This is a genomic window from Bradyrhizobium niftali, from assembly GCF_004571025.1.
Taxonomy (GTDB): Bacteria; Pseudomonadota; Alphaproteobacteria; order Rhizobiales; family Xanthobacteraceae; genus Bradyrhizobium; species Bradyrhizobium niftali.
In genome coordinates this window covers 84470-110634 of the sequence record NZ_SPQT01000018.1, presented here as the reverse complement: position 1 = coordinate 110634, position 26165 = coordinate 84470, and the positions used below count along the sequence as shown (strand labels likewise).

General features: G+C 60.4%; 25 protein-coding genes and 1 pseudogene. 13 read left to right on the top strand and 13 right to left on the bottom strand.

Annotation, left to right across the window (positions count from 1 at the left end; genetic code table 11):
• Window positions 1-38: 38 nt before the first annotated feature.
• The gene (locus E4K65_RS27880) at window positions 39-389 is read right to left on the bottom strand and encodes a hypothetical protein (RefSeq protein WP_135176841.1); all 351 of its coding nucleotides are present in this window, start codon (window positions 387-389) and stop codon (window positions 39-41) included.
• A gap of 231 nt (window positions 390-620) precedes the next feature.
• Here E4K65_RS27880 and E4K65_RS27875 point away from each other — a divergent pair, with 231 nt between their 5' ends.
• Entirely contained in the window at window positions 621-941 is a 321-nt protein-coding gene (locus E4K65_RS27875) for an integrase catalytic domain-containing protein (RefSeq protein ID WP_135176840.1), read from the top strand.
• A gap of 605 nt (window positions 942-1546) precedes the next feature.
• Here the strand turns inward: E4K65_RS27875 and E4K65_RS27870 are convergent.
• Window positions 1547-2230, bottom strand: coding sequence for a TetR/AcrR family transcriptional regulator (locus E4K65_RS27870; protein WP_135176839.1), 684 nt, complete (start codon window positions 2228-2230; stop codon window positions 1547-1549).
• Between the two features lie 113 nt (window positions 2231-2343).
• Here E4K65_RS27870 and E4K65_RS27865 point away from each other — a divergent pair, with 113 nt between their 5' ends.
• The 5 genes from E4K65_RS27865 (at window position 2344) to E4K65_RS27845 (ending at window position 6922) form a co-directional block, all read left to right on the top strand.
• Window positions 2344-3237 (top strand): NAD(P)/FAD-dependent oxidoreductase, encoded by an 894-nt coding sequence (locus E4K65_RS27865; RefSeq protein ID WP_135176838.1) that lies wholly within the window; start codon window positions 2344-2346, stop codon window positions 3235-3237.
• 21 nt (window positions 3238-3258) lie between these two features.
• Window positions 3259-3732 (top strand): methyltransferase family protein, encoded by a 474-nt coding sequence (locus tag E4K65_RS27860; protein WP_135176837.1) that lies wholly within the window; start codon window positions 3259-3261, stop codon window positions 3730-3732.
• Between the two features lie 144 nt (window positions 3733-3876).
• Window positions 3877-4335 carry a nuclear transport factor 2 family protein gene (locus tag E4K65_RS27855; RefSeq protein ID WP_135176836.1) on the top strand — a complete coding sequence of 153 codons (459 nt, stop codon included), beginning with the start codon at window positions 3877-3879 and terminating at the stop codon, window positions 4333-4335.
• Window positions 4336-4352: 17 nt separating this feature from the next.
• Window positions 4353-5213: a class I SAM-dependent methyltransferase gene (locus tag E4K65_RS27850; protein WP_135176835.1), complete on the top strand. Its 861-nt coding sequence runs from the start codon at window positions 4353-4355 to the stop codon at window positions 5211-5213.
• 638 nt (window positions 5214-5851) lie between these two features.
• Window positions 5852-6922, top strand: coding sequence for a hypothetical protein (locus E4K65_RS27845; protein ID WP_235885743.1), 1071 nt, complete (start codon window positions 5852-5854; stop codon window positions 6920-6922).
• Window positions 6923-7369: 447 nt separating this feature from the next.
• Here E4K65_RS27845 and E4K65_RS27840 read toward each other — a convergent pair whose 3' ends face one another.
• The 3 genes and pseudogenes from E4K65_RS27840 to E4K65_RS27830 form a co-directional block, all read right to left on the bottom strand.
• Complete coding sequence (locus E4K65_RS27840; protein ID WP_167771215.1) at window positions 7370-7744, bottom strand: hypothetical protein; 375 nt, start codon at window positions 7742-7744, stop codon at window positions 7370-7372.
• A 535-nt stretch (window positions 7745-8279) separates the two neighbouring features.
• Window positions 8280-8483 (bottom strand): hypothetical protein, encoded by a 204-nt coding sequence (locus E4K65_RS27835; protein ID WP_135176834.1) that lies wholly within the window; start codon window positions 8481-8483, stop codon window positions 8280-8282.
• A 523-nt stretch (window positions 8484-9006) separates the two neighbouring features.
• Window positions 9007-9875, bottom strand: a pseudogene (locus E4K65_RS27830) (LysR family transcriptional regulator).
• A gap of 153 nt (window positions 9876-10028) precedes the next feature.
• On the opposite strand from E4K65_RS27830, the gene E4K65_RS27825 reads away from it, so the two are divergent.
• Entirely contained in the window at window positions 10029-10682 is a 654-nt protein-coding gene (locus E4K65_RS27825) for a hydrolase (RefSeq protein ID WP_027549465.1), read from the top strand.
• Window positions 10683-10756: 74 nt separating this feature from the next.
• Here the strand turns inward: E4K65_RS27825 and E4K65_RS27820 are convergent, their stop codons facing one another.
• Window positions 10757-11485 carry a sulfite exporter TauE/SafE family protein gene (locus E4K65_RS27820; RefSeq protein ID WP_027549466.1) on the bottom strand — a complete coding sequence of 243 codons (729 nt, stop codon included), beginning with the start codon at window positions 11483-11485 and terminating at the stop codon, window positions 10757-10759.
• A gap of 50 nt (window positions 11486-11535) precedes the next feature.
• Complete coding sequence (locus E4K65_RS27815) at window positions 11536-11724, bottom strand: hypothetical protein (RefSeq protein ID WP_135176833.1); 189 nt, start codon at window positions 11722-11724, stop codon at window positions 11536-11538.
• A gap of 464 nt (window positions 11725-12188) precedes the next feature.
• Between E4K65_RS27815 and E4K65_RS27810 the strand changes: the two genes are divergently transcribed.
• The 3 genes from E4K65_RS27810 to E4K65_RS47595 all read left to right on the top strand — a co-directional run bounded on the left by E4K65_RS27810 (window position 12189) and on the right by E4K65_RS47595 (window position 16184).
• Window positions 12189-15293, top strand: a complete 3105-nt coding sequence (locus E4K65_RS27810; RefSeq protein ID WP_167771214.1) for an ATP-binding protein — start codon at window positions 12189-12191, stop codon at window positions 15291-15293.
• A 215-nt stretch (window positions 15294-15508) separates the two neighbouring features.
• Window positions 15509-15970, top strand: a complete 462-nt coding sequence (locus E4K65_RS27805; protein WP_135176831.1) for a universal stress protein — start codon at window positions 15509-15511, stop codon at window positions 15968-15970.
• 55 nt (window positions 15971-16025) lie between these two features.
• Window positions 16026-16184, top strand: a complete 159-nt coding sequence (locus tag E4K65_RS47595) for a hypothetical protein (protein ID WP_167771197.1) — start codon at window positions 16026-16028, stop codon at window positions 16182-16184.
• A 57-nt stretch (window positions 16185-16241) separates the two neighbouring features.
• Here E4K65_RS47595 and E4K65_RS27800 read toward each other — a convergent pair whose 3' ends face one another.
• Window positions 16242-16808: a DUF1697 domain-containing protein gene (locus E4K65_RS27800; protein WP_135176830.1), complete on the bottom strand. Its 567-nt coding sequence runs from the start codon at window positions 16806-16808 to the stop codon at window positions 16242-16244.
• A gap of 305 nt (window positions 16809-17113) precedes the next feature.
• Window positions 17114-18286: a L,D-transpeptidase gene (locus E4K65_RS27795; protein ID WP_167771213.1), complete on the bottom strand. Its 1173-nt coding sequence runs from the start codon at window positions 18284-18286 to the stop codon at window positions 17114-17116.
• A gap of 567 nt (window positions 18287-18853) precedes the next feature.
• Here E4K65_RS27795 and E4K65_RS27790 point away from each other — a divergent pair.
• Window positions 18854-19981, top strand: coding sequence for a transglycosylase SLT domain-containing protein (locus E4K65_RS27790; protein WP_167771212.1), 1128 nt, complete (start codon window positions 18854-18856; stop codon window positions 19979-19981).
• A gap of 365 nt (window positions 19982-20346) precedes the next feature.
• On the opposite strand, the gene E4K65_RS27785 is transcribed toward E4K65_RS27790, so the two are convergent.
• A complete protein-coding gene (locus E4K65_RS27785) occupies window positions 20347-20874 on the bottom strand; it encodes a hypothetical protein (protein ID WP_167771211.1) in 528 nt (175 codons plus the stop codon).
• A gap of 337 nt (window positions 20875-21211) precedes the next feature.
• Between E4K65_RS27785 and E4K65_RS47590 the strand changes: the two genes are divergently transcribed.
• Both E4K65_RS47590 and E4K65_RS27775 read left to right on the top strand, forming a co-directional pair.
• The gene (locus E4K65_RS47590; protein ID WP_167771210.1) at window positions 21212-21640 is read left to right on the top strand and encodes a hypothetical protein; all 429 of its coding nucleotides are present in this window, start codon (window positions 21212-21214) and stop codon (window positions 21638-21640) included.
• Window positions 21641-21925: 285 nt separating this feature from the next.
• Window positions 21926-22903: an ABC transporter substrate-binding protein gene (locus E4K65_RS27775; protein ID WP_135176828.1), complete on the top strand. Its 978-nt coding sequence runs from the start codon at window positions 21926-21928 to the stop codon at window positions 22901-22903.
• A 239-nt stretch (window positions 22904-23142) separates the two neighbouring features.
• On the opposite strand, the gene E4K65_RS27770 is transcribed toward E4K65_RS27775, so the two are convergent.
• From E4K65_RS27770 to E4K65_RS27760, 3 genes are read right to left on the bottom strand one after another with little or no spacing between them, the layout of a single operon-like run.
• Window positions 23143-24249 (bottom strand): Gfo/Idh/MocA family protein, encoded by a 1107-nt coding sequence (locus E4K65_RS27770; RefSeq protein ID WP_135176827.1) that lies wholly within the window; start codon window positions 24247-24249, stop codon window positions 23143-23145.
• A 3-nt stretch (window positions 24250-24252) separates the two neighbouring features.
• On the bottom strand, window positions 24253-25260 hold the full coding sequence (locus E4K65_RS27765; RefSeq protein WP_135176826.1) for a Gfo/Idh/MocA family protein: 1008 nt from the start codon (window positions 25258-25260) through the stop codon (window positions 24253-24255).
• Between the two features lie 49 nt (window positions 25261-25309).
• Complete coding sequence (locus tag E4K65_RS27760; RefSeq protein WP_235885753.1) at window positions 25310-26083, bottom strand: carbohydrate ABC transporter permease; 774 nt, start codon at window positions 26081-26083, stop codon at window positions 25310-25312.
• Between the last annotated feature and the right edge of the window lie 82 nt (window positions 26084-26165).

The window sequence follows — 26165 nt, the reverse complement described above, 5'->3', positions numbered from 1 at the left end:
GCGAGGCTATCCGAGTCGTGGCCCGGGTGAGAAGCCGCCTAGGAGCCGTCCGCAGCCGCGACCTTGCGAAGGACCGCCAACCGGCCGCGCGGCCCGACCAGGTCGGGGGCGGCGACTTCGAATTCCGCCCGGTCCATCTTCGCGAAGCCGTCCCACCACTCCGCCGCCCATCGCTGCTCGATGACGTTGCCGAGCACAAGAACGAACTGCGTGGCAACGACGTCGTTCTCGCGGAGCCGGTCGCGCAGCACGGGCACCCTCCCGGCCGCCTCGCCGATGGCAGCCGGCCCCGAGGACTCGTCCTGCAGCGCCTCCCGGATTTTCTCCTCGATGAAGTCCAGAAAGTCGAGGACGAAGGCGGAAAATTCAGCGCGTCGGCCGGCTGTCACGGCTTCCTTCGTTGGTCGCGGGCCGGAGCGCGGTGTAGGCGCCGAAGGTTATTCTTCGCGACGCTGCGCAACGGTGTGCCGGCCGGAGTCCAATCAACTCTGGGCGGTGAAGCGGAGGTGAAAGCGGGATCGACCGCGCATTAACCGTCAATTCAACCGGGCAGCGAGGCGCGCAAGAAATCAACGACTTTAGGGGCCTGCATCTGTCCGCCATGTGCTACGCCAATCAAGATGACCCTCAGTAAGCCCGTCAATGGTGAACGCCGAGGCCGGATTTGGCAAATCGAGATCACAACCCTCGACGTGCATGGCGAACCATTCTTGGCGATTGCGGTCGACCGCTATTCGCGGCTCGCTGTAGCATCCGCGGCGTTCGAAGCACCCGGGGATATCCAGGCGATGTTGGAGAAAGCCTGCGCGGATTCGGGATGCCCAGATGAAGTCTGGATCGATCATGGCTTCAAATTCTCCTCAGCGGCGATCGAGGAATGGGGCACGCAGCACTCCGTCGCGATAGTCTGGACCTCGCTCAGTAGAGAGCACGGCGACTGACCTGGGTTGAGAGTCGTTTCGACTACTCCCCACTTCATCGACACGGCCCCTCGAGGGGGCGATATCTAGTGGGGCCGCCGACGGCAGGCACCCAACATCCAGCATATTTTATAGATCGACTCGCGACTCTTTGGAATCGCGTCAAATCGACTCAAGATTCTTTGGTTTATCGACTCATGAATTTTTGGTGCCGTATACAGAATCAATGACTTAGCCGACTCGTTTCTGTTTGGTCCCGACAATCAAACTATGCGGACACTTTGAAAACGACTCGATCTCAGATCTCCCTGAAACGCCTGTCAAATTTTTCCTCGATTTTTTTCGCCGAATTTGCGACCCGAAAAAAGTGAGGGGGTCTTTTCTCGTCGAGGGCTGTCCGCTGCATCTCCAAGGAAGATGGGTGCCCCGCCGATTGACCGGACGCCCCTTTTCTTCCCAATTGACAAGAGCGGGTGGGCGCGCAGGAATCATCGTGCGGACTGGTATCGCAACCGATAGTTCAACAAGCGTATTTTTCCGCGATCTTGTCGCCAATCGAAAGCTCTTCAGCCTCCATGATTTTCAAACCGGTCTCGGTTATTTTGACAACATCGGTCACGCACGATTCAAATTTTGTTTTTTGACCTTGGGGCAGGCAAATATCCGCCCACGTGGTCGTTGCCGCCGTGCGCGGCGATGAACATGGCGACGGCCGACCGGCAATAGGATTCGATTTCGTTGTCGTCCTCTGCTCTCGCCTGATCGAAGCGCGCGATCATCAGGAGATCGGATCCTTTGAAAAGCGCGGCAAACAAGCGGGCGGACCGGAGAGGATCGGGCACGTTCAGAAGCGCCTTCGCGTGCAACTGACGCAGCAGGGCCTCGATTTGGGCGATGACATGGGCGGGGCCGGCTTCGAAATGGAGCTTGCTTAACGCGTTTTGACTCGTCTTGTCGGCCATGACCATGGCTTCGACACTGCGGACGTCTGATCTCAACAGCGTGCGAAGGAGTAATGATCCCACCGCCATGAGCTGGTCTTCGACCGGACCGTCGACGCCTTCAAGCAGGGCCTGTGGTGCAAACAACTGATGGCAGCCGGCCGCCATGGCCGCGCCGAACAGCGCCTCCTTGTTCTCGAAGTGCCTGTAGATGCTGAGCTTGGATATCTTCGCTCGCTGGGCGACCTTGTCCAAGGTCGTCGCCTGAAAACCCAATTCCAAAAAGAGTTCGCGCGCGGCGTCGACGATCGTTTGGCCGAGCGCTTCGTTGGCGGGTCGGCCGCGCCGGCCCTGGCTGTTTTCGGTCACGACAATTCCAGTACTTGACAGTATCTCAATACTAGCATTACGATACCATATGGTATCGGAAATGTGCAAGCCAATGGGTAGGTTGCAACCTGTCCTCCAACGGAGCCATCACCATGGATGACGTCATCATCATCGGCGGCAGCTTTGCCGGTCTCGCCGGCGCCCTGCAGCTCGGCCGTGCCCGCCGCAAGGTCACCGTTCTCGATACCGGCCTGCCGCGCAACCGCTTCGCCGGCCACTCGCATGGACTGCTCGGCCACGATCACAAGCCGCCGCTGGACATCCTGGCCGAGGCGCGACAGCAGTTGGCGCGTTATCCCGCGATCAAGCTGGTCAGTGCCCGGGCCGACGGCGTCTCGGGCGCCCTCGACGATTTCAAGGTCCTCACTTCCGATGGCGAAAGCCTTCGGGCGCGTCGTGTGATCCTGAGCTATGGCGTCGTCGACCAGATGCCTGACGTTCCGGGCTACGCCGAAAGCTGGGGCACGTCCATCGTGCCCTGCCCGTATTGCGACGGCTTTGAAGTCGCCGGCCGGCATTGGGGCCTCGTCTGGTCCGGCCCGCAGTCGCACAATCAGGTCAGGCTGTTCCACGATTGGACCGACAAGTTGACGCTCTTCGCCGATGGTCACGACATTCCGCCCGATATCCAGGCCGATCTGGCGCGCCGCAACGTACCTGTCGTCGATGGCCGGATCGTCGAGATCGCCCATCACAAGGGCCATATCGCCACCGTCAATCTCGATACCGGCCGCAAGGTCGCGGTCGACATCCTGTTCGCCAATCCGCGCAACAAGCCGTCCGCAAGCCTGCATGAATTACTGGGTCTCGCCACCGTGGCTACGCCCGCCGGCATCGCCCTAAAGGTCGACGAGCGCCGCCAAACCAGCATGCCCGGCATCTACGCCGCCGGCGACCTCACCACTCCCTTCTTGCCCTCGGTCACCCAGGCATCATCGCAGGGCGCGATGGCGGGTATCTTCGCCCAGCAGTCGATGGTGGTTTGAGAGCACAGATTGGAGATGAGCATGGCCGTCGAACCGGACAGCGCGGGTGTGCGCTTCCCTCCGCCCTTCGTCTATCTGGGAGCGCTGCTGTTGGGGCTGGCGGCGGAGCGGTTCGTCACCCTGCGCTCTTTCGGCATCGACTGGCGGTTGCTGGTCGCGACGGGCGCGCTGCTGTTCGTTGCCGGCGCGGCGATGATGCTTGCGGCGGCGGGGCTGTTCCGGCGGCTGGGCACCAACGTTCCGCCGTCGCAGCCAACGACCCTCATCGCAACGACCGGCCCTTATCGGTGGACCCGCAATCCCATGTATCTCGGCATGGCGCTTATCTATGCCGGCCTTGCGATCGGCTTCGACGGGCCGATCGCCTTCGCCTTGTTCCCGTTGGTGCTGATCGCGATCCAGACGCAGGTGATCGCCCGCGAGGAGCGCTATCTCGAAACGAAGTTCGGCGACGACTACCGCCGCTACAAGGCCGAGGTTCGCCGCTGGCTCTGACTATTGCGCCGCTGCCGTCTGCGTGGCCGCCCGTCAGTCAGCTTTCCCAACAGATCGCCGTCGTTACCCGGAGCAGCTTTCAGTATCTGGAAAGTATCCATCCGTCTTGCAGAGCCGTCGGCTATCCAACAACAGGGGGCATCAATGGTCTACAGTCTAATTGTCAAAAAAGAGATCCGCAGGAGCTTCGATCATGTCAACAACCAGCATTGGGATGATGCTGCAAAAGGCCTAACACCAAACGCGTATCACTGGGTTGCCGGAGATCATGCGTTGGGGGGTGAGCGACATGGAAAGCAATCGGTGAAGCAGTGGTTCGAGCGCATGGGCCGTGTTTTCCCGAAGCTGCACATAGATATTGAGCAGGTCGAGGTGACGGGTTGGCCATGGAATACAACAGTGTTCGTCAAGTGGCGGGCCAACGCGAGGCTACTTGACGGCCAAAGCTCGTATGTGAACAGGGGCGTCCACGTCTTCAAGTTGCGATGGGGCAAGGTTTATTCGATTGAGGAATACTTCGACTCGCAGGCTGCAGAACGAAGCCTCGCTATCCAAGCTCGTGCCGGTTTGGATGAAGCTGCGGCTGGACCAATCGTGAGCTAACGCGGATCATTCGTGTGATGCCGACATCAGCTTATCAGGTCGCCGACTGGAATGGCCAAAGCGGGGAGCGCTGGGTCGCTAACCAGGCCCGGCTCGATGCCATGGCGGCGGTGTTCGGCCAGGCCGCGATCGAAGCTGCCGCCCCCGCCACTGGCGAACGCGTGCTGGACATCGGCTGCGGCGCGGGCGCGTCGAGTCTGGCTCTGGCCGCCCGCGTCGGCGCGGGGGGCCAAGTGCTGGGCGTGGACATATTTGAACCGCTGATCGGCCGAGCGCGCGCGCTTGCGCCACAGGATACGCCGGTCCAGTTCCGGGTGGCCGACGCTGGCAGCGCCGAGCTGCCCGAGGCCGCGTTCGACATCCTGTTCTCGCGTTTCGGGGTGATGTTCTTCGACGATCCTACGGCGGCGTTCGCTCATATGCGCCGTGCGCTCAAGCCGGGCGGGCGGGTCGCTTTCGTCTGCTGGCGCGGCATGGTCGAGAACGATTGGGTGCGATTGCCGATGGACGCGATCAAAGGCATCGTCCCGCTGACGGCGCCGCCCGATCCCGAAGCGCCCGGCCCATTCTCGTTCGGCGACCGGGGGCGGGTGGCTCGCATCCTGACGGCGGCCGGCTTCACCGATATCGCTATCGCGCCCTTCGATGCTTCCATCCCGTTTGGCGAGGGCGCGACGCGGGAGGCGGCGCTCGACGACGCGGTGAAGATGACGCTCGAGGTCGGCCCGCTGTCGCGCGCGCTCGCTGATCAGCCCGACGACATCCGCGCTCGCGCCTCGGCCGCGGTTCGTGCCGCCTTCGCGGGCCGCCCCGGCGAGCGGTCGGTGATGATCGACAGAGCGACGTGGATCGTCACGGCGCGCAATCCGCCAAGCTGACAGGGATTAGCAGGGGAGACGCCCCCTCGATGGAGGGGGCCGTCTTTGGCCGGTCAGCGGGGCCAGATGAGTAGCCCTGACGCGCCTTCGGTTGACCCTGGCGAGCCGGAGCGAATTCGATCGAGCGATCGCCGGCAACATCGTGCGAATACGGCTTTCAACTTCGTCCTGAACCAGGGCTATCCGCGACTAAGCCGAAGCTGCCGGACCGAGCGCCCGCCGACACAAAAAACGGGGCGAATTCCGCAGCGTCTCGAACGACTTGCAGGATCGAGTCGTTTTCAAAACGAACGCGGACGAATTCGCGCAAAATGACGATCATATAGTTGGCCGTCTGAGACGGCGTGCTCGTACGTCATTCAACAGGTGCTACGATGTCTGCTTCTGCGCGACAATCGGACATTGGCTGGCGACGTTCGCAGGTCCGAGATGGGCCACTTCCAGACATTGCCGATGGGTGTGTCATCGTCCACCCCGGAGAACAGCAAGTGGCCCGAATAGAAACCTTCGTATGGATCGTAACGACTTTCATAGTCATTATGGCCGCCACTCCACTAAGGGCTTTGGCAACACCAGAAGCGTCTGCATGCGGGTACCTCGCTGGTCTAATCGATAAGGCACCGCCAGGGCCGTTGTTCTTGCCCAGCTATCCGACCGTGGAATCGGGGCCTCTCCATGGCGCCGCATACCTTTATGACAATGCGGTGGCCGCCATCGCATTAGTCGGTTGCGGCGAGCGAGACAAAGCATCTCGGATCGGCGCGGCGATTCTTTGGGCCATCGATAACGACCGGACCTGGCATGATGGACGGCTCCGGAACGCTTACGCCGCGGGTGTGGTGGCGAGTGGCTCCGCCAAACTTCCGGGTTGGTGGGACAATACTCAGAACAAGTGGTTAGAAGATCGATATCAGGTCGGCAGCGATAATGGCAACGTTGCATGGGCAATGTTGGCTTTGCTGTCGATTGACGATGTGAGCGCCAGCTCTCGATTCCGCGATGGTGCGGCACGGCTTGGCACCTGGGTCGCGCAATGGGCCGACACGCGCGGTACTGGCGGTTTCACGGGCGGTACTTTTGGGCACGAACCGATGCCCGACGTACGGACATGGAAATCGACTGAACACAACACTGACCTCGCCGCCGCGTTTGGCCTTCTTGCAACCCGCACAGGCGATTCGCGCTGGCGTGACATGGCAACGGCTGCTGAGCACTTCGTAGATACGATGTGGGATCCGGCATGCGCCTGTTTCGCCGCAGGCACCGCGGAAGACGGCGTCACGCGCAATCCGATTTTGGCCCTTGATGCTCAAATCTGGCCCTTAACGGCGCTCCCCGGAGCGGCCAAGAAATTTGCATCGGCAATTACGACCGCCGAACAGCGAATGAGTGTCGACAAGGGCTTTTCTTACGGTGAAGACCGAGATGGTGTGTGGACCGAAGGGACGGGCCAAATGGCTCTCTTGCTGAAATTGCTCGGCAGGACTGGAGAGGCAAAATCGTTGGTCGCTGTAATCGAATCCCAGAGGTCGCCGGATGGCGGGTTCTATGCCACAAGCGTCCGAGGGCTACCGACCGGGTTCATGTTGGATACCGATCCGGCCAAGCCACGACTCTATTTCCGATTGCCACATCTTGGCGCAGCTTCGTGGGCTGCTCTCGCAGAACGGGGGTTCAATCCCTTTACGGCGACAAAAAGACTTCCGTAGTTAAGGCCGCAGTGGCGCACGTCTCAGCCCTTCAGGTCCATCCAAGTTAAGTGCTTTGTCGATTTCGATAGGTCCCAACTGGGTCAATCGCGTCGTTTCTGTCGACGGCGCATGACTTCCGGTCTCCACGCGAAAGCCGACAAGATCAATGGGGCCGCAGCCGCACGCCCACCATCAGAACCCCGTGAACAAACGCGCACGAACGCGCGCAAGAATGCACGAGCTTTGTTGAAAATACTCAGATATTCCGGATATTCGCTGCGCTCATAACGGTCTGGTTGCAGGTTGGAGTCCTGCCGGGCCCACCAGCCGATCAATCACTTATCGGACCTCCTTTCGCTGACCGCTGGGCAAGCGCACCAGAAACGCCTCACCCTCATTGCTCATTGCGGTTCTCTCAGCGGTCCGCAACTGCCGCACCACGCTCCCGAAAGGAGAGCTGCCGGATCACTGTGAATTTCGATCCTTGCTTGCTCCCCTCAACCGCGTCGCAGTTGATGGCGATTTCGCCCACTCTGCCATCTGGACACAGGTGAGAAGATCGACATAGCTCTGGCTTCCGCCGGCTGTGGCTTCACCCTCGCAGCGATCACGAAGGGCAACGGGAGCAGTCCCCCAAACCGTGCTGAGCTGCTCCTGCGCAGTGGTCTCATCGCGCATGCAGTCGGCAAAGCTCTGAGGCAGGGCAAGCCCCATAGCCTTGTCGTCAGCCGCGGTGGCTTTGCACATTACCTCCACCTTTAGTTCGGGAACGCGATCGGAGACGGGCATCACAAGCAATTGGCTTCCGAGGAGCGCTGCAGATAATGCGGCTATTGTCATCTCGACCTCCTTCACGCTTTAAGCGCTGCGAATGGAACGGCTCTGAAATGCCACAAAGAAGCGCTGCGTCAGAACTGGCCTGGTTGAGCCGGAGGACCAGGCCAATCGGACCGCAGATTATTCCTGTTGTTGCGATCAAATAGGTCTTGCCTGCCGACAAAGCCGCCCCGGCAACTATCCACCAGAGGTCCGGCTTGGCGAACGTCGGCGGCGGTCATAACTTTTGGGCGCGACGTCTTGGCAAAGGCGGCCGTTGCCAAGGCCACCTCGAGGGCGCAAAGTACGGCAGCCAAGCACATCTTCCTCATGAGATGGGCCTCCTCCGATTGCCGACGACACCAGGCGATTGTCCGGCAGGCTCCCTGCTCAGTCGCCATAGCAACCAGCGTACGCCCGGTGAACGTCACGTGCAGCGAGCCACGACGTTGCGGAAGCGTCGTTGATCCAGATCAAGCTGGCGCCGGCGCTTCTCCATCACGCACATCCTCGCATCGCGATGGCCCGAAGGCGCCAGACGACCGCGCCCCGCCTGCTGCTAGTTTGAGCGGGAACGGCTGTTTCGTGGAGCCGAGGGTAGCTCGAGCGAGCGGCTCACGTCGCTCATTGCCGGGAATTCTCCGACCAGGAGCCTTGCGAAATAGACTCTCAACAAGTGGTCGAAGGTCAACTCTGCTTCGCTGCCGTCGCGGCCCTCAAGGCTGGCGTTATCGGCAAGCCCACCAAGTACTTGTTGCGCCATGGCCTGCCCCCTCGAAGCAGCACACCACCCGAATGCCTGTTTTCTTTGTTGTTGTCAGTAAGAGCTGCGCCGCGATCGATCGGTTTGATCCATCTCAAATGACTCGCGCATTTTGAACGAGAAGCAAAGGCCGATCGCCGATCGGGGTCGGCCTCGATGAAGCGCGCAACAGGTGTTGCCGCTGGCTTCCAGAGAGACCGTCAGCGCTATGTGGGTATTACTTTGTAGTCATCCGCTTCGGTGGCGCGGTCGGAGCAGGCGCTGCCGGCGAGATCACGAACGTCGATGTTCCCGTTCACCAGGTCAGAAGCACGCCCGGTTCAGCAGCTGCGGCCCAGGCAAGAGCGCCTCGGCCCCAGAGCGCGGCACCAGATCAGCACCAGAAACGGCGAGAACCAATCGCAACGAACGCGATCGAACCCGAACGAAAACGCAGGAAAATCAACGAACGCGTCCGATACCCCCGCAGCTCATAACGGTCTGGTTGCAGGTTCGAGCCCTGCCGGGCCCACCCGCCGATCAATCACTTGACCCGATCGCAATGCTCGATCAGCAATTCCGTGAGGACCCGGATCTTCCGCGCGGGATGCTGGCCGGGCGGACGGATGACATAGGCACCCGCCGGAGGCGGTGGATGACGGGTCATGACGGAAACAAGCCTCCCCGATGCCAGCAATTCATCAGTGAGGAAATCGGGGAGGTAGGCAATCCCGAGTCCTGCTGCTGCGGCGGCCACCAGAGCTGTGCCGTTGTCGGCCTTGAAGCGACCCTGTGGACGAACCGTGATGATCTTGTCGCCATGAGCTGCCAAGCTTCCGTGCCCTGCATCAGAGCTTGATGGGCGATGAGTTCCTCGGGTGTCTCAGGCGACCCGTGCTCTTTGACGTAGCCAGGCCTCGCGACGAACTTGCCGTAGATAGGTCCGACGCGCTTGGCGATCAAATTTGAGTCTTGAAGATGGCCAATTCGAATCGCGCAGTCATAACCTTCTGCGATGAGATCGACGAATTGGTCACTGTAGCAGGTGTGGATTTGGAGCTGGGGGTGTCGTCGCGCCATTTCCGCCATCATGGGGGCGAAGTAGTTCGAGCCGAAGGACAGCGGCACAGCAACTCGCAAGCGCCCACGAAGCTCGCCGGCAGGCAGGATCGTCTCTTTGGCCACGTCGATCTCGGTGCAGACTCTGGCAGCATAGTCACGGAACGTCGCGCCAGCTTCCGTTAGAGCGGCGCCGCGGGTGGTTCGTGCAAGGAGCTGGACACCAAGTTCCGATTCAAGCCGCAAGAGCCGTCGACTGACGATTGACTTGGCAACGCCGAGCCGAAGCGCAGCAGGCGAAACTCCGCCAGCGTCGGCAACTTCTACGAATGTCCGCAGCTCTTCGATGTCCAATTTGGCGTACCTCATTTCGCGACACAGCTTGCCACGAAACGGTACTACCGCATCGAACGCGGGAACGGCAATAAACCCTCCAGGTGACGCCGCCTCTGGCGAGCGTCTCCCCAAAACCGATGCCGCATTCAACGGCAACAAAGGGATGTCATGATGAAACTTCGTAACGGCCTTGCTTCGCTTCTTCGCCCCGAAGACTCAGTGCTCGTTCTGATCGACCACCAGCCCTACCAGCTTGCGAACGTGAACAGCCATGAACCGCAGATGGTGATCAACAACACGGCAGCTCTCGCGAAGGCAGCAAAGGCCTTCGGTGTCCCCACGATCCTGACGAGCGTGATTGCCGAGCGTGGTGGCCTCCTCTTCCCTCAGATCACCGAAGTGTTCCCCGGACAGGAGGTGATCGATCGGACGTTCATCAACACCTGGCAGGACAAGAAGGTGGTGGACGCGGTCAAGGCCACGGGCCGCAAGCAGCTGATCATCGCCGGTCTGTGGACCGAGATATGCGTCGCGATGCCGACGATCCAGGCCCTCGGCGAAGGCTGGGACGTCACTGTGGTCACAGATGCGTCCGGTGCCGTCTCGGTCGAGGCCCACGAGGTCGCCATCCAGCGCATGATTACGGCCGGCGCCAACATGATGACCTGGTTGGCAGTGGCGGCCGAATGGCAGCGCGACTGGGCCAGGGCCGACCAAGCCGTCAAGCTGACGGAGGTGATCCTGCAGCATGCCGGCGGGAGTGGCATCGCGTTCCTGTGGGAGCAGCAGCTGCTCAACACACCGGTCCCGAAAAGCGCGGGCTGAGCTGAGCCGGGTGACGAGGATCCTGGAACCGTTGCGGGCCTCGTCACCCTCGCCTGGTGGCGCGACGGGCGTAACTACAACACCAGCAACAGTCCCGAAACCAGCAAGATGCTGAGAATAATTCGCCGGAACAGGGCGTCATTGACGCAGCGAAAGACGAAAATCCCGAGCGCCGTTCCTACAAGGAGCGCCGGGATGGTGACGGCGAAGTCAACCAGGACCTTTGTCGACAGATCTCCTCGGATCAGCATGAGCACAAGTGCCAATATCTGCATGGCGGCGATGAAGGGTTGAACCATTCCGCGCTGCTCGGTTTTTGGCACGCCGTGGATGTCACACCATATGGTCGGTATTGCACCCGGCATTGCCGTCAACCCGCCGACAAAGCCTCCGCCGAAGCCGATTAATGCATTACGTCCCGCATTCATCTGCAAGCGATGAGAAAGCACCGGCCGGAATAACGTGTAGGCCGCGTAGCAGGCGACGGCGATACCAAAGCTCTCTCTGAAGATCCGCGCGTCTGCAGCTTGCAGCAACCACACGGCGATCGGAACGCCAAGCAATCCACCGACGACCAGTCCCGAGCTCTGTTTCCAGCGGATGCTTTTTCTCAAGGCCCAAAGACCCGCCGCTTGCACGGTGATGCTGCAAGCCATCATCAGCGGGACCGCCTCCCGTGGTGGGAGAACGTGAAGGAGAATCGCGCCGGCCACCGCCGAAAAGGCAAAGCCCGCGAGGCCCGAGACGAAAGCTCCGCAAAACACAGCGATACTGAGCAGGCAAAACGACGCCATGTCGCCCATGAGCTAACCCTTCTTCTTGTCTGTCAAATGCTGGAATAGCGACCTGGCGATTAGTCCCCGGACGACAGTCCGGGCGGCTCGGGCGGTGCCCCGGCATCACTCTGGCGGATCGAAGTCAACATCGTGGCCGCGAGGATGTGAAAAATGACAACGCAGATGGCGATCGTTGCGAGCAGCGTATTCTCGCCCGGCGCCGAAATCCGATGCTTGCGTTCGGACGACTTTTCACTGACCGGCATTGTCGCTCCCTCCAACATCCGACCGAGAGGCAAACTGGGGCCACCTACTGTCGACCAGGTGACGATTCTGTCGAAGGGTGCGCCCTGCCTGCAGGCGTCGCGAATGGTGGAGCGCTTGAAGGAGGTGCCCAAACCAGCCGTCTTTTCGGGAAGAGCCCGTGGAGACGCCAAACGAACTCGCTGAAAATAACGCATCGCTTCTGGTTGAAGCTCTGCTGTTAAACAATGGTACGGAGGATGCCGCGATCGACTGAAACATCTTGTGAAGCAACAACCTATAGAACACGCGGGTGAGACGCCGCGCCTTTTCTTCCAAGCGCATGACACGAGCACCTTGTGTGAGTGACTGGATACGGCTGGAAGTATCGGGCGGGACGCCGCGCCACGCTTTAAGGCGAGCTTAATTTGTTCTTATCGTTTCCTTGATTCTGAAGGGTGTGCTTGATTTCGGGCCGGTGTACCGGTTGAATATCCGCCACGCGCGCACCTCCGAAGGCATTGTTTTGCTGTATCTATTTGACGAGTTTGTCCTCGACACCGACCGGCGGGAATTGCGCCGTGACGGACGTACGATCCCGTTGCAGCCTCAGGTTTTTGACGTCCTCGAATATCTGATCCGCCACCGCACCCGGGTGGTGACGAAGGACGATCTAATCAGTGCAATTTGGGGCGGGCGCATCGTCTCGGAGTCAGCGCTCACCACCCGCATCAACGCAGCCCGCACGGGAATAGGCGATTCCGGCGAGATGCAGCGGCTGATCAAGACCTTACCGCGCAAAGGCGTCCGCTTTATCGGCACGGTGCGGGAAGCGGCCAGGGAGGTCGAGAACGCGGTCGTACCTCTGAAAACCGAAATCTCCACCCTGGTGGTCGGCCGGACACCCTCCTTCGAGACGATCGACCAGATGACACGGCACGTCTTGTCCGGCAAACGGCAGATGGCTTTTGTCACCGGAGAAGCCGGAATTGGCAAGACGGCCTTCATCGCCAAGGCGGTCGAGCAGCTAACGGACCAGGGCTTCGATCAGCTCTATGGGCGCTGCACCGAACGTTTCGGAACAGACGAAGTTTTTCTTCCACTCATCGATGCGCTGGTGAGCCGTTATCGCGCAAACGGTCCGGAATTGATTTCGGCAGTTCGCGCCCACGCCCCCACCTGGATCCTGCAATTGCCCGGCGTCATCGACGCATCGGAACGCGCGGCTTTCCAGGAGGAAGTGTTCGGCGCGACGCGCGAACGGATGCTGCGCGAATTCTGCGATCTTCTGGAAGCGCTGAGCATCGACCGCCCCTGGGTTCTTGTTCTCGAAGATCTGCATTGGAGCGACTTCGCGACCCTCGACGTACTGTCTCGCTTCGCGCGCGGGAACGGCAAGGCGCGCGTGCTGGTCCTCTGCTCCTATCGTCCGGCCGACAGTTCCGTCGGCGGGCATCCCATTCCTCGCCTGCACCGGGATCTCGAGATTCATGGATACTGCAGCGAATTGCGCCTCGATCGGTTGTCGCGCTCGGAGGTCGAGCGTTACCTGGCATTGCGCTTCGACGACGAGGAACTTGCCTCCAGCCTGTCAAAGCCGGTGTTCGAGCGAACGCTGGGACATCCCTTGTTTGTTGCCACGCTGCTCAAACACTTGATCGACCAGGAGTCGATAGTCGAAATGGACGACGGATGGCGCCTGTCCTCACAGGCGGCATTTACGCAGGACCGCATTCCAGACAGCCTCGTGAACATGATCGGCCATGAGCTCGATCGCCTCACCGACAACGAGCGGCGTCTCCTTGATGTCGCCAGCGTTGCCGGCGAGGAATTTTCTGCGGCCCTCGTTGCGGCCGGCCTGTCCGACGATGCGATCGACGTTGAAAGGGACATCGAAGCGTCGATCCGGAAGGATCAAATCCTCGTTCGTTCGGGGGTTTCCGAGTGGCCCGATGGCACATATTCGGGCTCCTACGCCTTCCGGCACATTCTCTATCAGAACATCATTTACCAGAATCTTCCGCCCGGGCGCCGCGCACAAACGCACAAGCGCCTGGGCAAGAGGCTGGAGGAGGCCTATGCCGGCCGCACCTCCGAAATAGCGCCCGCGCTCGCACTTCACTTTGAGCAGGGTCGCGACTTTCCGAGGGCGTTGCGCTACCTCCAGGAAACGGCAAAGAGCTCGACGAAACGCCTCGGCCATGCGGAGGCCGCAAGCTATCTCACCCGCGCGCTTGGCATACTCGATCGTTTCGATGCTGCCGACAATTTCTCAACCCGCGTCGCTCTTCTGCGGCAGCGAAGCTGGGCGCATCGCTCGTGCGGCGACCTCGTCGGCTCCATCCGTGATCTGCGAGACATGATTGCCTGCGCCGAACAAGCGGGCGATGTCCAGCAACAGCTCAACGGCCTCACGGCTGTGAGCAGTCTCTGCTTGCGCGTGGATCGCCACGCCTGCCTTGAGGCCGCCGAAGATGTACTGTCGCGAAGCCAGGCGCTTGCGGACGACACGTTCAAGGCCCTGGTCCAGGGCAGCAGCGCGAGCGTCAACCTGTTCCTCAACGGCTGGCGCAAACAGGACGCCACGCTCTGCGACAGGGCGATCGAGCTGAGCGCGAATGCCACGAATTATGGCATCTTGATCAGGCGCAACGGAATATCCGGTATCGTTGATTGCTGGAGGTCGCGGTACCAGGAGTGTCGGCGCGCCGGCACGGAAGGCAAGCGATTGGCGCGTCTGGCTGGCGACGTTTACACTTTTGTTCTGTTCAACGTTCTTGAGTCAATCGCGCTTATTCATCTCGGCGAATGGCGCGAATTGCGACGTGAAATCACGGCCGGCCTCGAACTGGCCGTCAGGAACGCGAACGGCCCCAGCAGCGCATTGTGCCGGCTGACGCTTGCGTGGCTGCACGTCGAAGCGATGGACTTTGATGGAGCCCGGGAGCTCTGCGAAAGCGTCGACGATAGTCTGCTGGTCGGCGATCAGTCGACGTACTTCCACAAGCGGGCCGTCCTTGCCAAGGCCTATGTCGGCCTGAACGATCCGTCGGGAGCTCGCAGGCAATTTGACGATATTGAGCGCCGCCGGCTTGAAGAAGGCATCGACATCGAATTTACCGCCGCGACGCAGGTGTATCATTGCCTCGGCGAGTATTACTTGCAGGTTGACGACTTTACGCAGGCTCAGAGCTGTGCTCGCCAGCTCCACGACTATGTGGCCACGGCCCCGGATCTCAATCACCTGGCCCAGGCCCACGGACTGCTCGCGCGTACTGCGCTTGCCTTGGGCAATTCAGCGGAGGCTCACTTGCAGCTGTCCCGCGCGCTGGAGATCGTCGACGGTGCCGACTTCCCGATTGCTTCCTGGCGGGTGTACCGCACGGCCGCCGAGATCTTCGCGAGGTACGGAGACGTCGACAGAGCGGCGACGTATCGCATGCGATTTGTCGAGACCGTCCGAAGGCTCGCGCAAAATTTCGAACCCGGGGATCGGCTGCACAAGAGCTTGCTCGCCATGTTGGCAACGCGAACAGCGCAGCTGGAAGCAATGACCTCTCTGCCTTCGCGACCCGACAGCGCACTCCATTGACCCAATCTGCCTCGGATTGCGGTGACAGTGCACTCAATAGCGCAGGCCGCGTTCGCATGGTTGTAAGCTCGTGAATCAAGTGCACCATCACCGTAACAGCCGCCCTTCGAAGCTTTGACGGCGAGACCATAGCCGAGAACGCGCATGGACCCGCGCCGCGCATAGGATCATACTCCCCGGGCATCACTTTGTTCGACGAGCAAGGGAGCCACCGAATGTACGCCAACATTCTCTTGAGCACGGATGGATCGGACGTCGCGAGAAAAGGCGTTGAGCACGGCATTGCCCTGGCGAAGGCCTTGAACGCCAGGCTGACGATCATCACGGTGACGGAAGCGCTGCCGGTCGACTATGGGGGCGGACACGACTCGGGATGGATTCCGACGCGGGACGAGATCGACAGCTTCGACGCAGCCTGCAAGGCCCGAGCGGGCAGAGTGCTAGATGAAGCGCGCGCGATGTCGGAGCAGATCGGTGCGCCTGCAGAATTCTTGCATGTTCCGAATGCGCACCCGGCGACTGCGATCGTTGAAACGGCAAAGTCCAGGGGCTGCGACTTGATCGTCATGGCCTCTCATGGGCGTCGCGGCCTCAGGAAGCTGTTTTTAGGCAGCCAGACAACCGAAGTCCTGGTGGACGGACGCGTCCCGGTGCTGGTGGTGCCGAAGCCGACATAAATGACCGTGCAGGGTTGACCCGGCGACGCTCGGCTGTTCCGCTGGGCTACCGCACATGACCGCTCTCTCGCGGCAGGAGAATTTCATGGTTAGTGAAAAAGGCCCGAACATCAAGAAGAAGCAGAAATGCAAGAATTGCGAGGGCAAAGGTTTGCTCAAGAAGGGCGACAAGGTGGTGAAGTGCCAGCGATGCAAAGGCACCGGGGTGCGGTGATGTTCGGTTGACGGCCTCTCCATTGCCGCGGCCGCTGCATTGCCTCGGTGATCGCTTTTATTTTCGATCAGCAGGGCTGGATCGGGCCGAAGTCACGGCCTCACCGATTCGCCTCAGCGTATTCGTGTTGCGCAACGTGCCGACGCCTTGCAGGCGCCCGGCGCCTAACGCCGAAAGCAAACGCGATCGCGCTGGATCGCCCGTAAAATGGATCCAGAGATCGCCACCGGCGACGGCAATTCGTTCATCGCTGATATAGCGTGTCAGGGCGTTTTCGCCACCTTTCGGAATTGGACTGCGCATCACGCGAACGGCGACCCTTTGCGGATCAGCGGTCGCTTCGGCACGAAACGGGTTCGCGCGTAGCAGGCGTCGCCACGCGTCGGCGTTGCGAACGATGATCGCGATATGCTTGCCGAACCGCGCGTTGAGGGCCGCTTCGAGGTTTTTCTCCAGCTTGCCAATCGACGCCTCGTCGCTCTCAAATGTCAGATTTCCCGTCGCGCCGATGGTTCGGGGGTCATGGAGGCCGAGGCCTTGCGCCATGGCACGCAGCTCGGCCATCGCCAATCGCCGGCCGAGCGGGAGAACCACACTGTAAAGCAGGGCCACGTAAGTCGTCATCGCGGGATGGCTCTCGTTTTCGGTCGGCTGTCCCGACCAGTCATCTTAAGGGGTGCAGTTGGGTGACGATCCCTTTTGTAATCCGAGTTGCGAGGTCAACCCCCTTGCTTCGGGGGCGGATGTCCGGTTTCGGGGTAGAAGCGGCCACCCCGAGAGCAAGCGCGGAAGTCACACTTTGACCCAGAACGGACCTCGCGCTGCTTTGGCTTAGGTGCGGACATCAAGAATTTTGCACCAGAATTGCCGTCGAACAATTCCAGCGGGTTGCGCAGCGGCATCGTGTGTTGGTGGGGTGCGCCGCCGCATCAATGCGTTACCACGATGAAATCCGTGTCATTTCCCGTCTCATGGCTAAATCCGTCGTCGGAAATAATCAATGAAGAGGCCGGCGTCAGAAGTTTAGAGATCCTCTCAACGGTATCCTGCGGTATTTCGATGCGGTTGAGGACAGCGTTGGCTTTATCGGGCGACGGTACCGATAGGGCGGTTTGCTTCGCGGGCGCTTCGCGCTCGTTCGTGGCACCCACGATGCGAGGAAATTCGTCCGGAATCGACACGACGGTCCAGCGAATAGCCGCTCCCTCGTTCTGGAATTCCATTGCGGTAAACACGTGCGTTCCCAGGGGCTCCTCCGGATTTTCGATATTGACCCCGACATCAAACAACGGCGAGAAGCCCTGACGCACGAAGAGCTTGCTCAACTTACGACTCACGAAGACGGAGATCGGCACCATCTTTCTAGGTGCGCCTTCAGCGGAAGCCGAGCTTGGACCCTGGAGACTAGTGGCTTCTGGAGTCTCGGCCTTGGACACCGGTGATCCATGCGTTGCCGCGGCTGTGCTAATGCTCTTACCCGCGACTGTGGCAGCCTGAAATTCCGGCGAACCGGACACGGCTTTCGGCTCAAAGAGGTGCGGATTGTTTATCTCGACCGGCTGGACATCGTCGTGCGCAATGATCACGCGCGTGCCGCGCTTCGTGAGATGCCAGAGTCGAATGGCAAAGTCATTTTTCAAACGGATGCAGCCGTGTGACGCCGGGTGCCCAGGCACGACACCGGCATGCAACGCAATCCCTGACCAGGTGATGCGCTGCATGTAGGGCATGGCGGCAGCGCTATAAATATTTGAACGGTGCCATCGTTGTTTGCTGATCACGCTGAATACGCCGAGGGGTGTAGGATGGCCCTGAGTTCCCGTGGACACCGATGAGCGTGCGATCAGGGCCCCGTTGTCAAAAAGCGAGACCCGTTGGTCAGCGATCGAGATGATGATCTGGAGCGGGCCCTTCGGAGGGTCCTCGGGCCGAGCGTTCTTCGCAGATCCAGAGTTTGTCTGCCGGTGATGGTGCTTGTGTTTGAACGGAGCGTAGTGGCCTGGCCAGAACCTGTCCTGCGGCCAAAACAGAAACTGAGCGTGTGCGATCCCTGTAGAGAGCATGAAAGCGGCGAAAGCTATTATTGGAGTCTGCTTCCTCATCCAGTGCCTCATGCAGTGAAGTTGCATGCGAGGTCCAACCAAAAGCGTCGCGTTACCGATCATAGCCTCGTCTTCAAATCTGGTCGCAGTGGGTCGAAAATTGGACCAATTCCAATGACGAGGCCAATCTGCTGGAAGAAGACAATCGGCAATAGCCGTCGCGCCGATCGCCGGGCCGATCAATGTACGGTGTGAGGGCCGTTGCGACGGACGCTTTGATCTCGGGCAATGGGGTCGGTTCGCTCGAAGATCCCATAAATCGTCAACGACAGACCGCTCGAGGGGCCGGCATCCGCGACTACGGCCACTCAAGCGCATCTGTTGGTCCGACATTCACCATGGCGGGCTCGCCCCGAACTGGCCGCATGGGTCCGAAACTTCCCTACACGCTTACGTCGGAGAACAATTGCTTGCCGGCGGCGCGTTGCATGCGGGCAACACTTCTTGGAAAAGTTGATGAGCTGCGGTTTGCGCCATTGCGCGGCCACGTCTCGACCCGAAAATCAACCCGTCGCGTGCTTGCCTGTGGAGCATGGCTCAGGCGGAGCCTTTGGAGGCGACGGGATCATGAATCCGCGGCGATTTGCGGCAGTGGCGCCCACGTTTTGCGGAACGGTCGTTCTCGCAGGGTGGATCGTTGGCTGGCTGGCTGGCTTCGGTTCGGCCGGCACCGAGAACACCCGCGCAGTGCCAATCGAGGACCGCGCAGCATCTCTCGCCGCCAACGCCAGGCTCGCGGATGAACCGCAGGCAATCGCAATTGGTAACGCCGTTGTCGCTAACACCGTTGTCGCGAACGCCGCTGTCGCCAGCGCCGAAGTGGCGACGGCCGCCGAACCCGCGGCGGGGACGGCCACCGACACGACCGCGGCCCCGGATAAGCCGGAATCGATCGTCGTGGCCGCGTTGCCCGATCCGTCGCAGACGCTGTCGGCCGATTTACCGCCTGTGCAGGAATCGGTGGGCTTGGGCCACCATGATGTCGCCCAACCGGTGCCGACAACGCGCAATGCCTCCAACCCGGCGCTGGTGACGCAGGATTTTCGGTATCTCATCTATTACGTCTGGTCCGAACTGCCGCCTACCGAGAAACCGGCGGAAATCGTCTTAAGGTCACTCAAGGACACCCCGGTCGGAACGCCGGTCGAGGAGATCAAGCGCGCTTCCGACGCTTTCGGTCTCGATTCCAATTTCATGAAAGCGGTTGCCAGGATCGAGTCCGGTTTCGACCCCAAGCAACGCACTGGGTCGTATATCGGCCTGTTTCAACTGAGCGAATATGAGTTCAACAAATTCGGCTCCGGACAAATTCGTAATCCCCGCGACAATGCCGTTGCGGCGGCCTACAAGGTCATTACCGAAGGCATTCTGTTCGAGTGGGTGACACACCAGAAGCCGACCTTGAGCGATCTTTACTTGATCCATCAACAAGGCTGGGAAGGCGCCGCCGAACACATCAGCCAACCTGTTCGCATCGCTTGGAAATCCATGTGTGCGACCAGCGAAGGCAGGGAGAAAGGTGAAAAATGGTGCAAACGCGCGATCTGGCGGAATACTCTTCCGGCCATCAAACACGCGTGGAAATCGGTGGATAAGCTGACCTCGGAGGCGTTCGTCGGAATGTGGCGCGAGCGGGTTGCTGAATTCTATTCGAAATACATGGCCACCGCCGCCGCCGAACGGGCGAACCAGTAAATTTCCGTTGAGTGGTTGGTAGGAGTTGCCGCACCCGCGGGTCGAGCGGGGCCTCACCGCCGCTGCGGCACGTGGTGCCGCTCATCGCTCAATGGTCGCGCGGACGCACTTTGCGTCGTCAACGACGCGCTCGGATCGTTCCTACTGCGCGCTAACGAGGTGATCGATCAGGTGCCGATGTCTGCTTGTGGCCCGCAGGCGAAGATGGAGGCGACGATCAGCACGACCGTAGCCGGGGCCAGACCGGACATCGCGCGCTCGCGGCCAAATCGACGTTTCTGACCCTCAGCGGACGTCTAGTGGCCTAAGTTGAATTTCGCAGTCGGCTAATTTGAAGGTGAGCAATTTTGACCAGACGACCGCAGTTACGCGCCACTATCGTCGAGCACGCCGTTGCGAGCGATCGAGCCGGCCGCAATTTGAAGCGAAGAACCAATCGCCCAACAGCATGCGATCACAATGATCGAACCTTCAGAAACGACCTGATCAACGACAATCATGCTGACAGACAGAAACGCCGCAATCGCGGCAACGAATGTGCCTGCCGCACTGAAGATCTGAGCCGCATCGGTGCCGCGGTTCCGCTCTTCCGGGAGTCTTGAAGTCGCTCCCTGAACAGGACGGCCAGGCAGATCGATGCCGATATAGAAGCTGAAAGCTCCGTAGAGCATCATCAACAAGATGAACCAGCCGCTTCCAAATAGTTCGTTTTCCAGGCGCATCAATGCTGCGGCCACGTACAGGCCGCACGAGCCTCCAACCGTAGCGAGTCCAATCCTTTCAAAGAGATGCGCCGATTTTATGAGAGCAGCAGGAGCTACCCATATGGTCGCCGCGACATAAGTATGCCTTGCGACAGATAATGCGCTGGGAACTACATTGCTCATTTTCATGTTGTTCCTCCTTTAACAGGTAGCCTACGGCACGCGACGCGGTCAGCAGACTGCGCGCGTGGGTGCATTCACGTGTTTGGAACAGCAATTTTGGAAAAAGTCTGCCTACCGACGGCACTGGGCTGCCATTTAGATGGAGGCGGAGACTTCGGCGCGTCGCCGTTTTGGCAGTCTGTCAGGCAAGCAATCCGCTTGACCGCTACAACGACGCTACTCCGTTTCCGGTCCAAGACCTAATGATTAGTGACTACCGGTCGAGGTGGTGTGAAAATTCTGCCGATGTTACGCCACCAGCCGCCGAAGTGAGCAATTTTGCTCAGACCCTACGATGTTGGACATGCAATTGGTGCCCTACCGGGGTTTTGCAAATCCACCCGGGGCTGGGAAGCCGCCGCCCGCGACACAGATTAAGCGGGCGGCGTTTTTCCATGAAGTAAGGCACGCCTCAGGTATCGAGTTGCCCGGCATAGATCCGGATTCGTCCCGGCGTCGTCATTCTCAGCCTGCCCTGAAGAAAGACCATGTAGCCCAGCGCGATCAATCGGGCGCGATGTTTGGCAGGGATCGCGGGCGCAGCGCTATTTACAAACGCATTCCCGACCGTGAGCAAGGAAGCGAACTCTTCATGGGTGAGTTTTTCATGGGTGAGTTTTTTCGCTGTTGCGGTCATAACGTGAGCATGGACCGCTTCGGCAATCCTGCATGTTCAATTTTGATCAAATCTCGAAATAAAGGCCGCCTCAGCTGGCCGCCTCTTTCATTATAGACCCGTCCCCGGGCCCGCAGAGTATGATGCGCAAGGTACTCGGCCTTTGTTCGCCAATGTCGCCCTTTTGGCCCTTAGCCGAAGGTCGATTGAGCGCGTGTCACGTCGGCTGTCAGGGGCAAACCGGACGCCGATCCAACTTGGCGTCCACCGCTGCTTTTGACCCTGAGCGGCCCTCAGGGTTGACACCTCTCTCGCTGCGACCTTGTTTCGCGGGTCACGGGTGGGGATAAGCGTGTATCGTGCCGTTGCACAGGCGTAACGCACCTTCAGGAGGAGCGTCGCATGATCGATAGACGAGGCCTCGTCGCAAGCGGGATTATCACTGTGCTCGCGCCGCGATCGGTTAAGGCGCAGAGACCAGGAAAAGTATGGCGAGTGGTTTTCTTTTCGGTTGCGGCAGGTCCGAACCCTCTTGCTGATTCCTTCAGGCGAGGATTGAAGGAGTTAGGTTATAGTGAGGGGCGCGACATCTCGATCCAGTACCGTTGGATGGCTGGTCATGAGAGCCAATATCACGATGTGGCGCGGGAGTTGGTCCAGAGTGAGCCGGACGTGATTGTCACGGCTGGCCATCCGCCAGCGGTTGCTATCAAGAAGGCTACAGCACAGATACCAATCGTCGCGCTTGCTGTCGTTAATCCCGTAGGAGGTGGCCTCGCTGCCAGCATCTCTCATCCCGGGGGCAACGTGACTGGATTTTCTTTAGAGGTCACGCCGGAAACAAACGCCAAAATGCTCGAGCTTCTGCACGAAGCAGCCCCTAAACTCACTCGAATTGGCGCACTTTGGAATTCTGCGAATCCTGGCAGCCGTTTCTACCTCGATGCGGTGAAGCAGGCAGCACAATCGCAAAAGCTTACTCTCAACGCTTACGATGTGCGGCGAGCCGAGGACATCGACACTGTGTTCCGTTCACTTCCCGGAAACGTCGAGGGGCTCATTGTTTTTCCAGAGGGGCTCCTATGGACGTATCGGCGTAATATCGTTGATGCTGCGCGGGAGGCACAACTAGCGACGATTTTTGGTTATCGCGATGCGGCCGAAATGGGAGCACTAATGAGCTACGGCCCCGATCTCGTCGATCTCTTCAGGAGAGGCGCAGCATACGTCGATAAGATTATCAAAGGCGTCAAACCTGCCGAGCTTCCGATTCAACAGCCGGCAAAGTTCGAGTTGGTGATTAATGTCAAGACGGCCAATGCCTTGAACATCGGGGTACCGCCAATGTTGCTCGCCCGCGCGGATCAGGTGATTGAATAAACGTATTAGTCGTCCCGGCGCACTAGTCCGCTTGTGGCACTTTTCGGACCTCCGCTTTCGTCCTCCAGATGTCTGCTATTGGGGTAAACTGAGAAAGGACGTTTGGGCGGCCAGCCCTTCGGTCGGTCACGCTCCAGTCTCGGGCAAAGATCCGCGACCGGAGCCACCGCTCACCGGTGTCTCCGCCCATTCGGGTAACGATCGTTACCGCCCGAGCTTTCTGCGCGTCACTGGCCGAGCTACGCGGGCGTCGCTCCCGGGCGCCACCCGCCATATTTCGGATGCTCCTTGCCGATCGGCAGCGCCACCGCCGTGCCGGTTTCCGCGGCGTGATAGAGCGCAGTGATCAGCTCCAGCGAACGCCGCGCGTCCTCTAGCGTCACCGGCAACGGCCCGTTGCTTTCCAGCGCCTGATGATAGGCCGCCATCAAGCCTTCGAACCGCGATGGCACGAACGTAAAACCTTCCAGCGCTTTAGCGATACGCGCCTCGGCCTCGGGCGAGGTGGCGATGATCTGCCAGGGATCGTCGCCAGGGGCATAGGGCGCGAGCGAGCTCTCAAAGGTGACGTGCTCGAAGCAAAGCCGAAGGCGGCTGATCTCCCTGGCCGAACCCAGCGTTGCGACCAAGGAGGCCAGCGCGCCGCTTTCCATCACAAGGCTTGCCACGGCGCAATCTTCAACCTCGATCGTGTTAACGCGCGTTGCGGTGCGCGCAAACGCCGAGGCGACGTCGCCCATCAGCCAGGTGAGGATGTCGTGGGAGTGGATGGCGTGGGTGAGCAGCGCCCCGCCCAGTTCGGTCTCGAAGCGGCCGCGCCACGGCACTGAATAGTATTTGGCGCCGCGCAGCCACGCGGTCTCGACGGTCGCGAGATACGGCTTGCCGGCGAGGCCGAGCTCGATAATGCGCCGCGCCTTCTGCAGGCCGTTGCCGAAACGATATTGGAACACCGGCATGATGCGCCCGCGCGCCCGGGTCTCGGCGGCGGTGAGTTGGTCGATCTCGTGCAGCGAGCCGACAAGCGGCTTTTCGCAGACCACCTGCTTGCCGGCGGCGAGCGCCGCCATAACTTGCGGAAAGTGCAGCGTTGGCGGCGTGCAGATATCGACGATGTCGATGTCGCCCATGGCCAGCACCTCGTCGAATGAGGTGGTACGACGCGGCACCGAGAACTCATCGCCGACAGCGGTAAGGCGCTCCTGACTGAGGTCGCAGATCACCTGCAAATCGAACTGATCGCGCAAGCGCGCGTAGCCCTCGGCGATATGGTTGCGGCCGATGCCGCAGCCGATAACGGCGACCGTCTTCGGTTTCGACTTGGGTTTCGACTTGGGTTTCGACATGCCTTAAGCCCTTCCTTCCGCCATCGCCTGCGCGGTGAGCGCCAGCTCCATGGCCTTGAAGCAGCGTGCCTGCGGAATCGCGGTCTCGGTGCGATTGAGCACATCGGAGATGAGCTGGCGGCCATAGGGCAATTCGACATTGGAACAGTCGATCCGGTGGACACCCTTGCGGTCGACCATGATGAGATGCTCGATGCCGGGCTGCCCGGCGACGTCGATATATTTGCGCAGCTCCATGTACCCCTCGGTGCCGAGAATGGTGATCCGGCCGTCACCCCAATTGGGCAGACCGTCGGGGGTAAACCAGTCGACGCGGACGTAGCCGGTGACATCACCGGTCCGCAGCAGCATTTCGCCGAAATCCTGCAATTCCGGCCGGTCCGGATTGGCGCGGTTGGCGACTGTCGCGCTGACGACCTTGGCATCGAGCGCGTCGGCGAAGAACAGGAACTGTTCGCATTGATGCGAGGCGATGTCGGTCAACACGCCGCCGGTGCGCTCGCGCGAATAGAACCAGTCGGGCCGCGGCAGATTCTTCAGTTTGTGCGGGCCGAGCCCGACGGTGTTGATGACCTTGCCGATGGCGCCGGCCGCGATCAGTTCGCCCGCCTTCACTGTGGAGCGGGTCTCGAAATGCTCGGAGTAGCAGACCGAATAGATCCGCTTTGTCTCGGCCTGGACCCGGCGCACCTCGGCCAATTGCTCCAGCGACGTCATGCCCGGCTTGTCACTCATATAGTCCTTGCCGTGGCGCATCACCTCGATGCCGAGCGGAGCGCGGTCGGCGGGGATGCCGGACGAGAGGATCAGTGCGATGGTCTTGTCGTCGAGCAATCTCGCCCGCTCGGCTACGCGCGGGACTAGCGGATATTTCGCCGCGAAAGCCCTGGCCAAATCGTCCTCGACGGCATGAAAGCCGACCAGCTCGGCGCCGGCGCGCAGCAGGCAATCGACCTGGCCATAGATGTGAGCATGATTGATGCCGATCGCGGCGAAGCGCAGTTTGCTCATGACTTTTCTTCCCTGGTTAGCAGTCGATGCGGGGATGCGTCCGATATCGTCACCCCTTCATCCCTGTGGTGGCGATGCCGTCGATCAAGAGACGCTGGAACAGCAGGAAGAGGACGAACAGCGGCAGCAGCGTCAGCGTCGACATGGCGAACAGGCCGCTCCAGTCGGATTTGCCGGTGGAATCGACAAAGCTGCGCAAGCCGAGCTGCACGGTGTAGGAATTCATGTCGTTGAGATAGATCAGCGGCCCGAAGAAGTCGTCCCAGGTCCAGATGAAGGTGAAGACCGCGGCAGTGGCAAGCGCCGGCACCGACAGCGGCAGGATCACGATCCAGTAGATGCGCCACGGCCCGCAGCCGTCGATCATCGCGGCCTCGTCGAGTTCGCGCGGGATGGAGCGGAAGAACTGCACCAGCAGGAAGATGAAGAAGGCGTCCACCGCCAGGAATTTCGGCACGATCAGCGGCAGGAAGGTGTCGACCCAGTCGAGATTGAGGAACAGGATGTATTGCGGGATCAACGTCACGTGGTACGGCAGCATCAGGGTGCCGAGCATCAGCGCGAACCAGAACTTCTGGCCGCGGAATTTCAGTCGGGCGAACGCGTAGGCCGCGAGCGAGCACGACATCACGTTGCCGACCACGCTGCACAGCGAAACCACGAGCGAATTCAGGAAGAACCTTCCGAAGGTCACCTGCAGCCCGGACCAGCCGCGCCAGTAGGCGTCGAGGCTGAAATGGCGCGGCCACAGCGAGGCGTCGCCAAAGATGTCGCTGTCCGGTTTGAACGAGCTCGCCAGCATCCACAACAGCGGATACAGCATGGCAATCGAGGCGAGGCACAGCACGACATGATAGATCAGCGCGCGGCCGCGTCCGTTGCGAGGGTGCGGAATCTCATCCGAT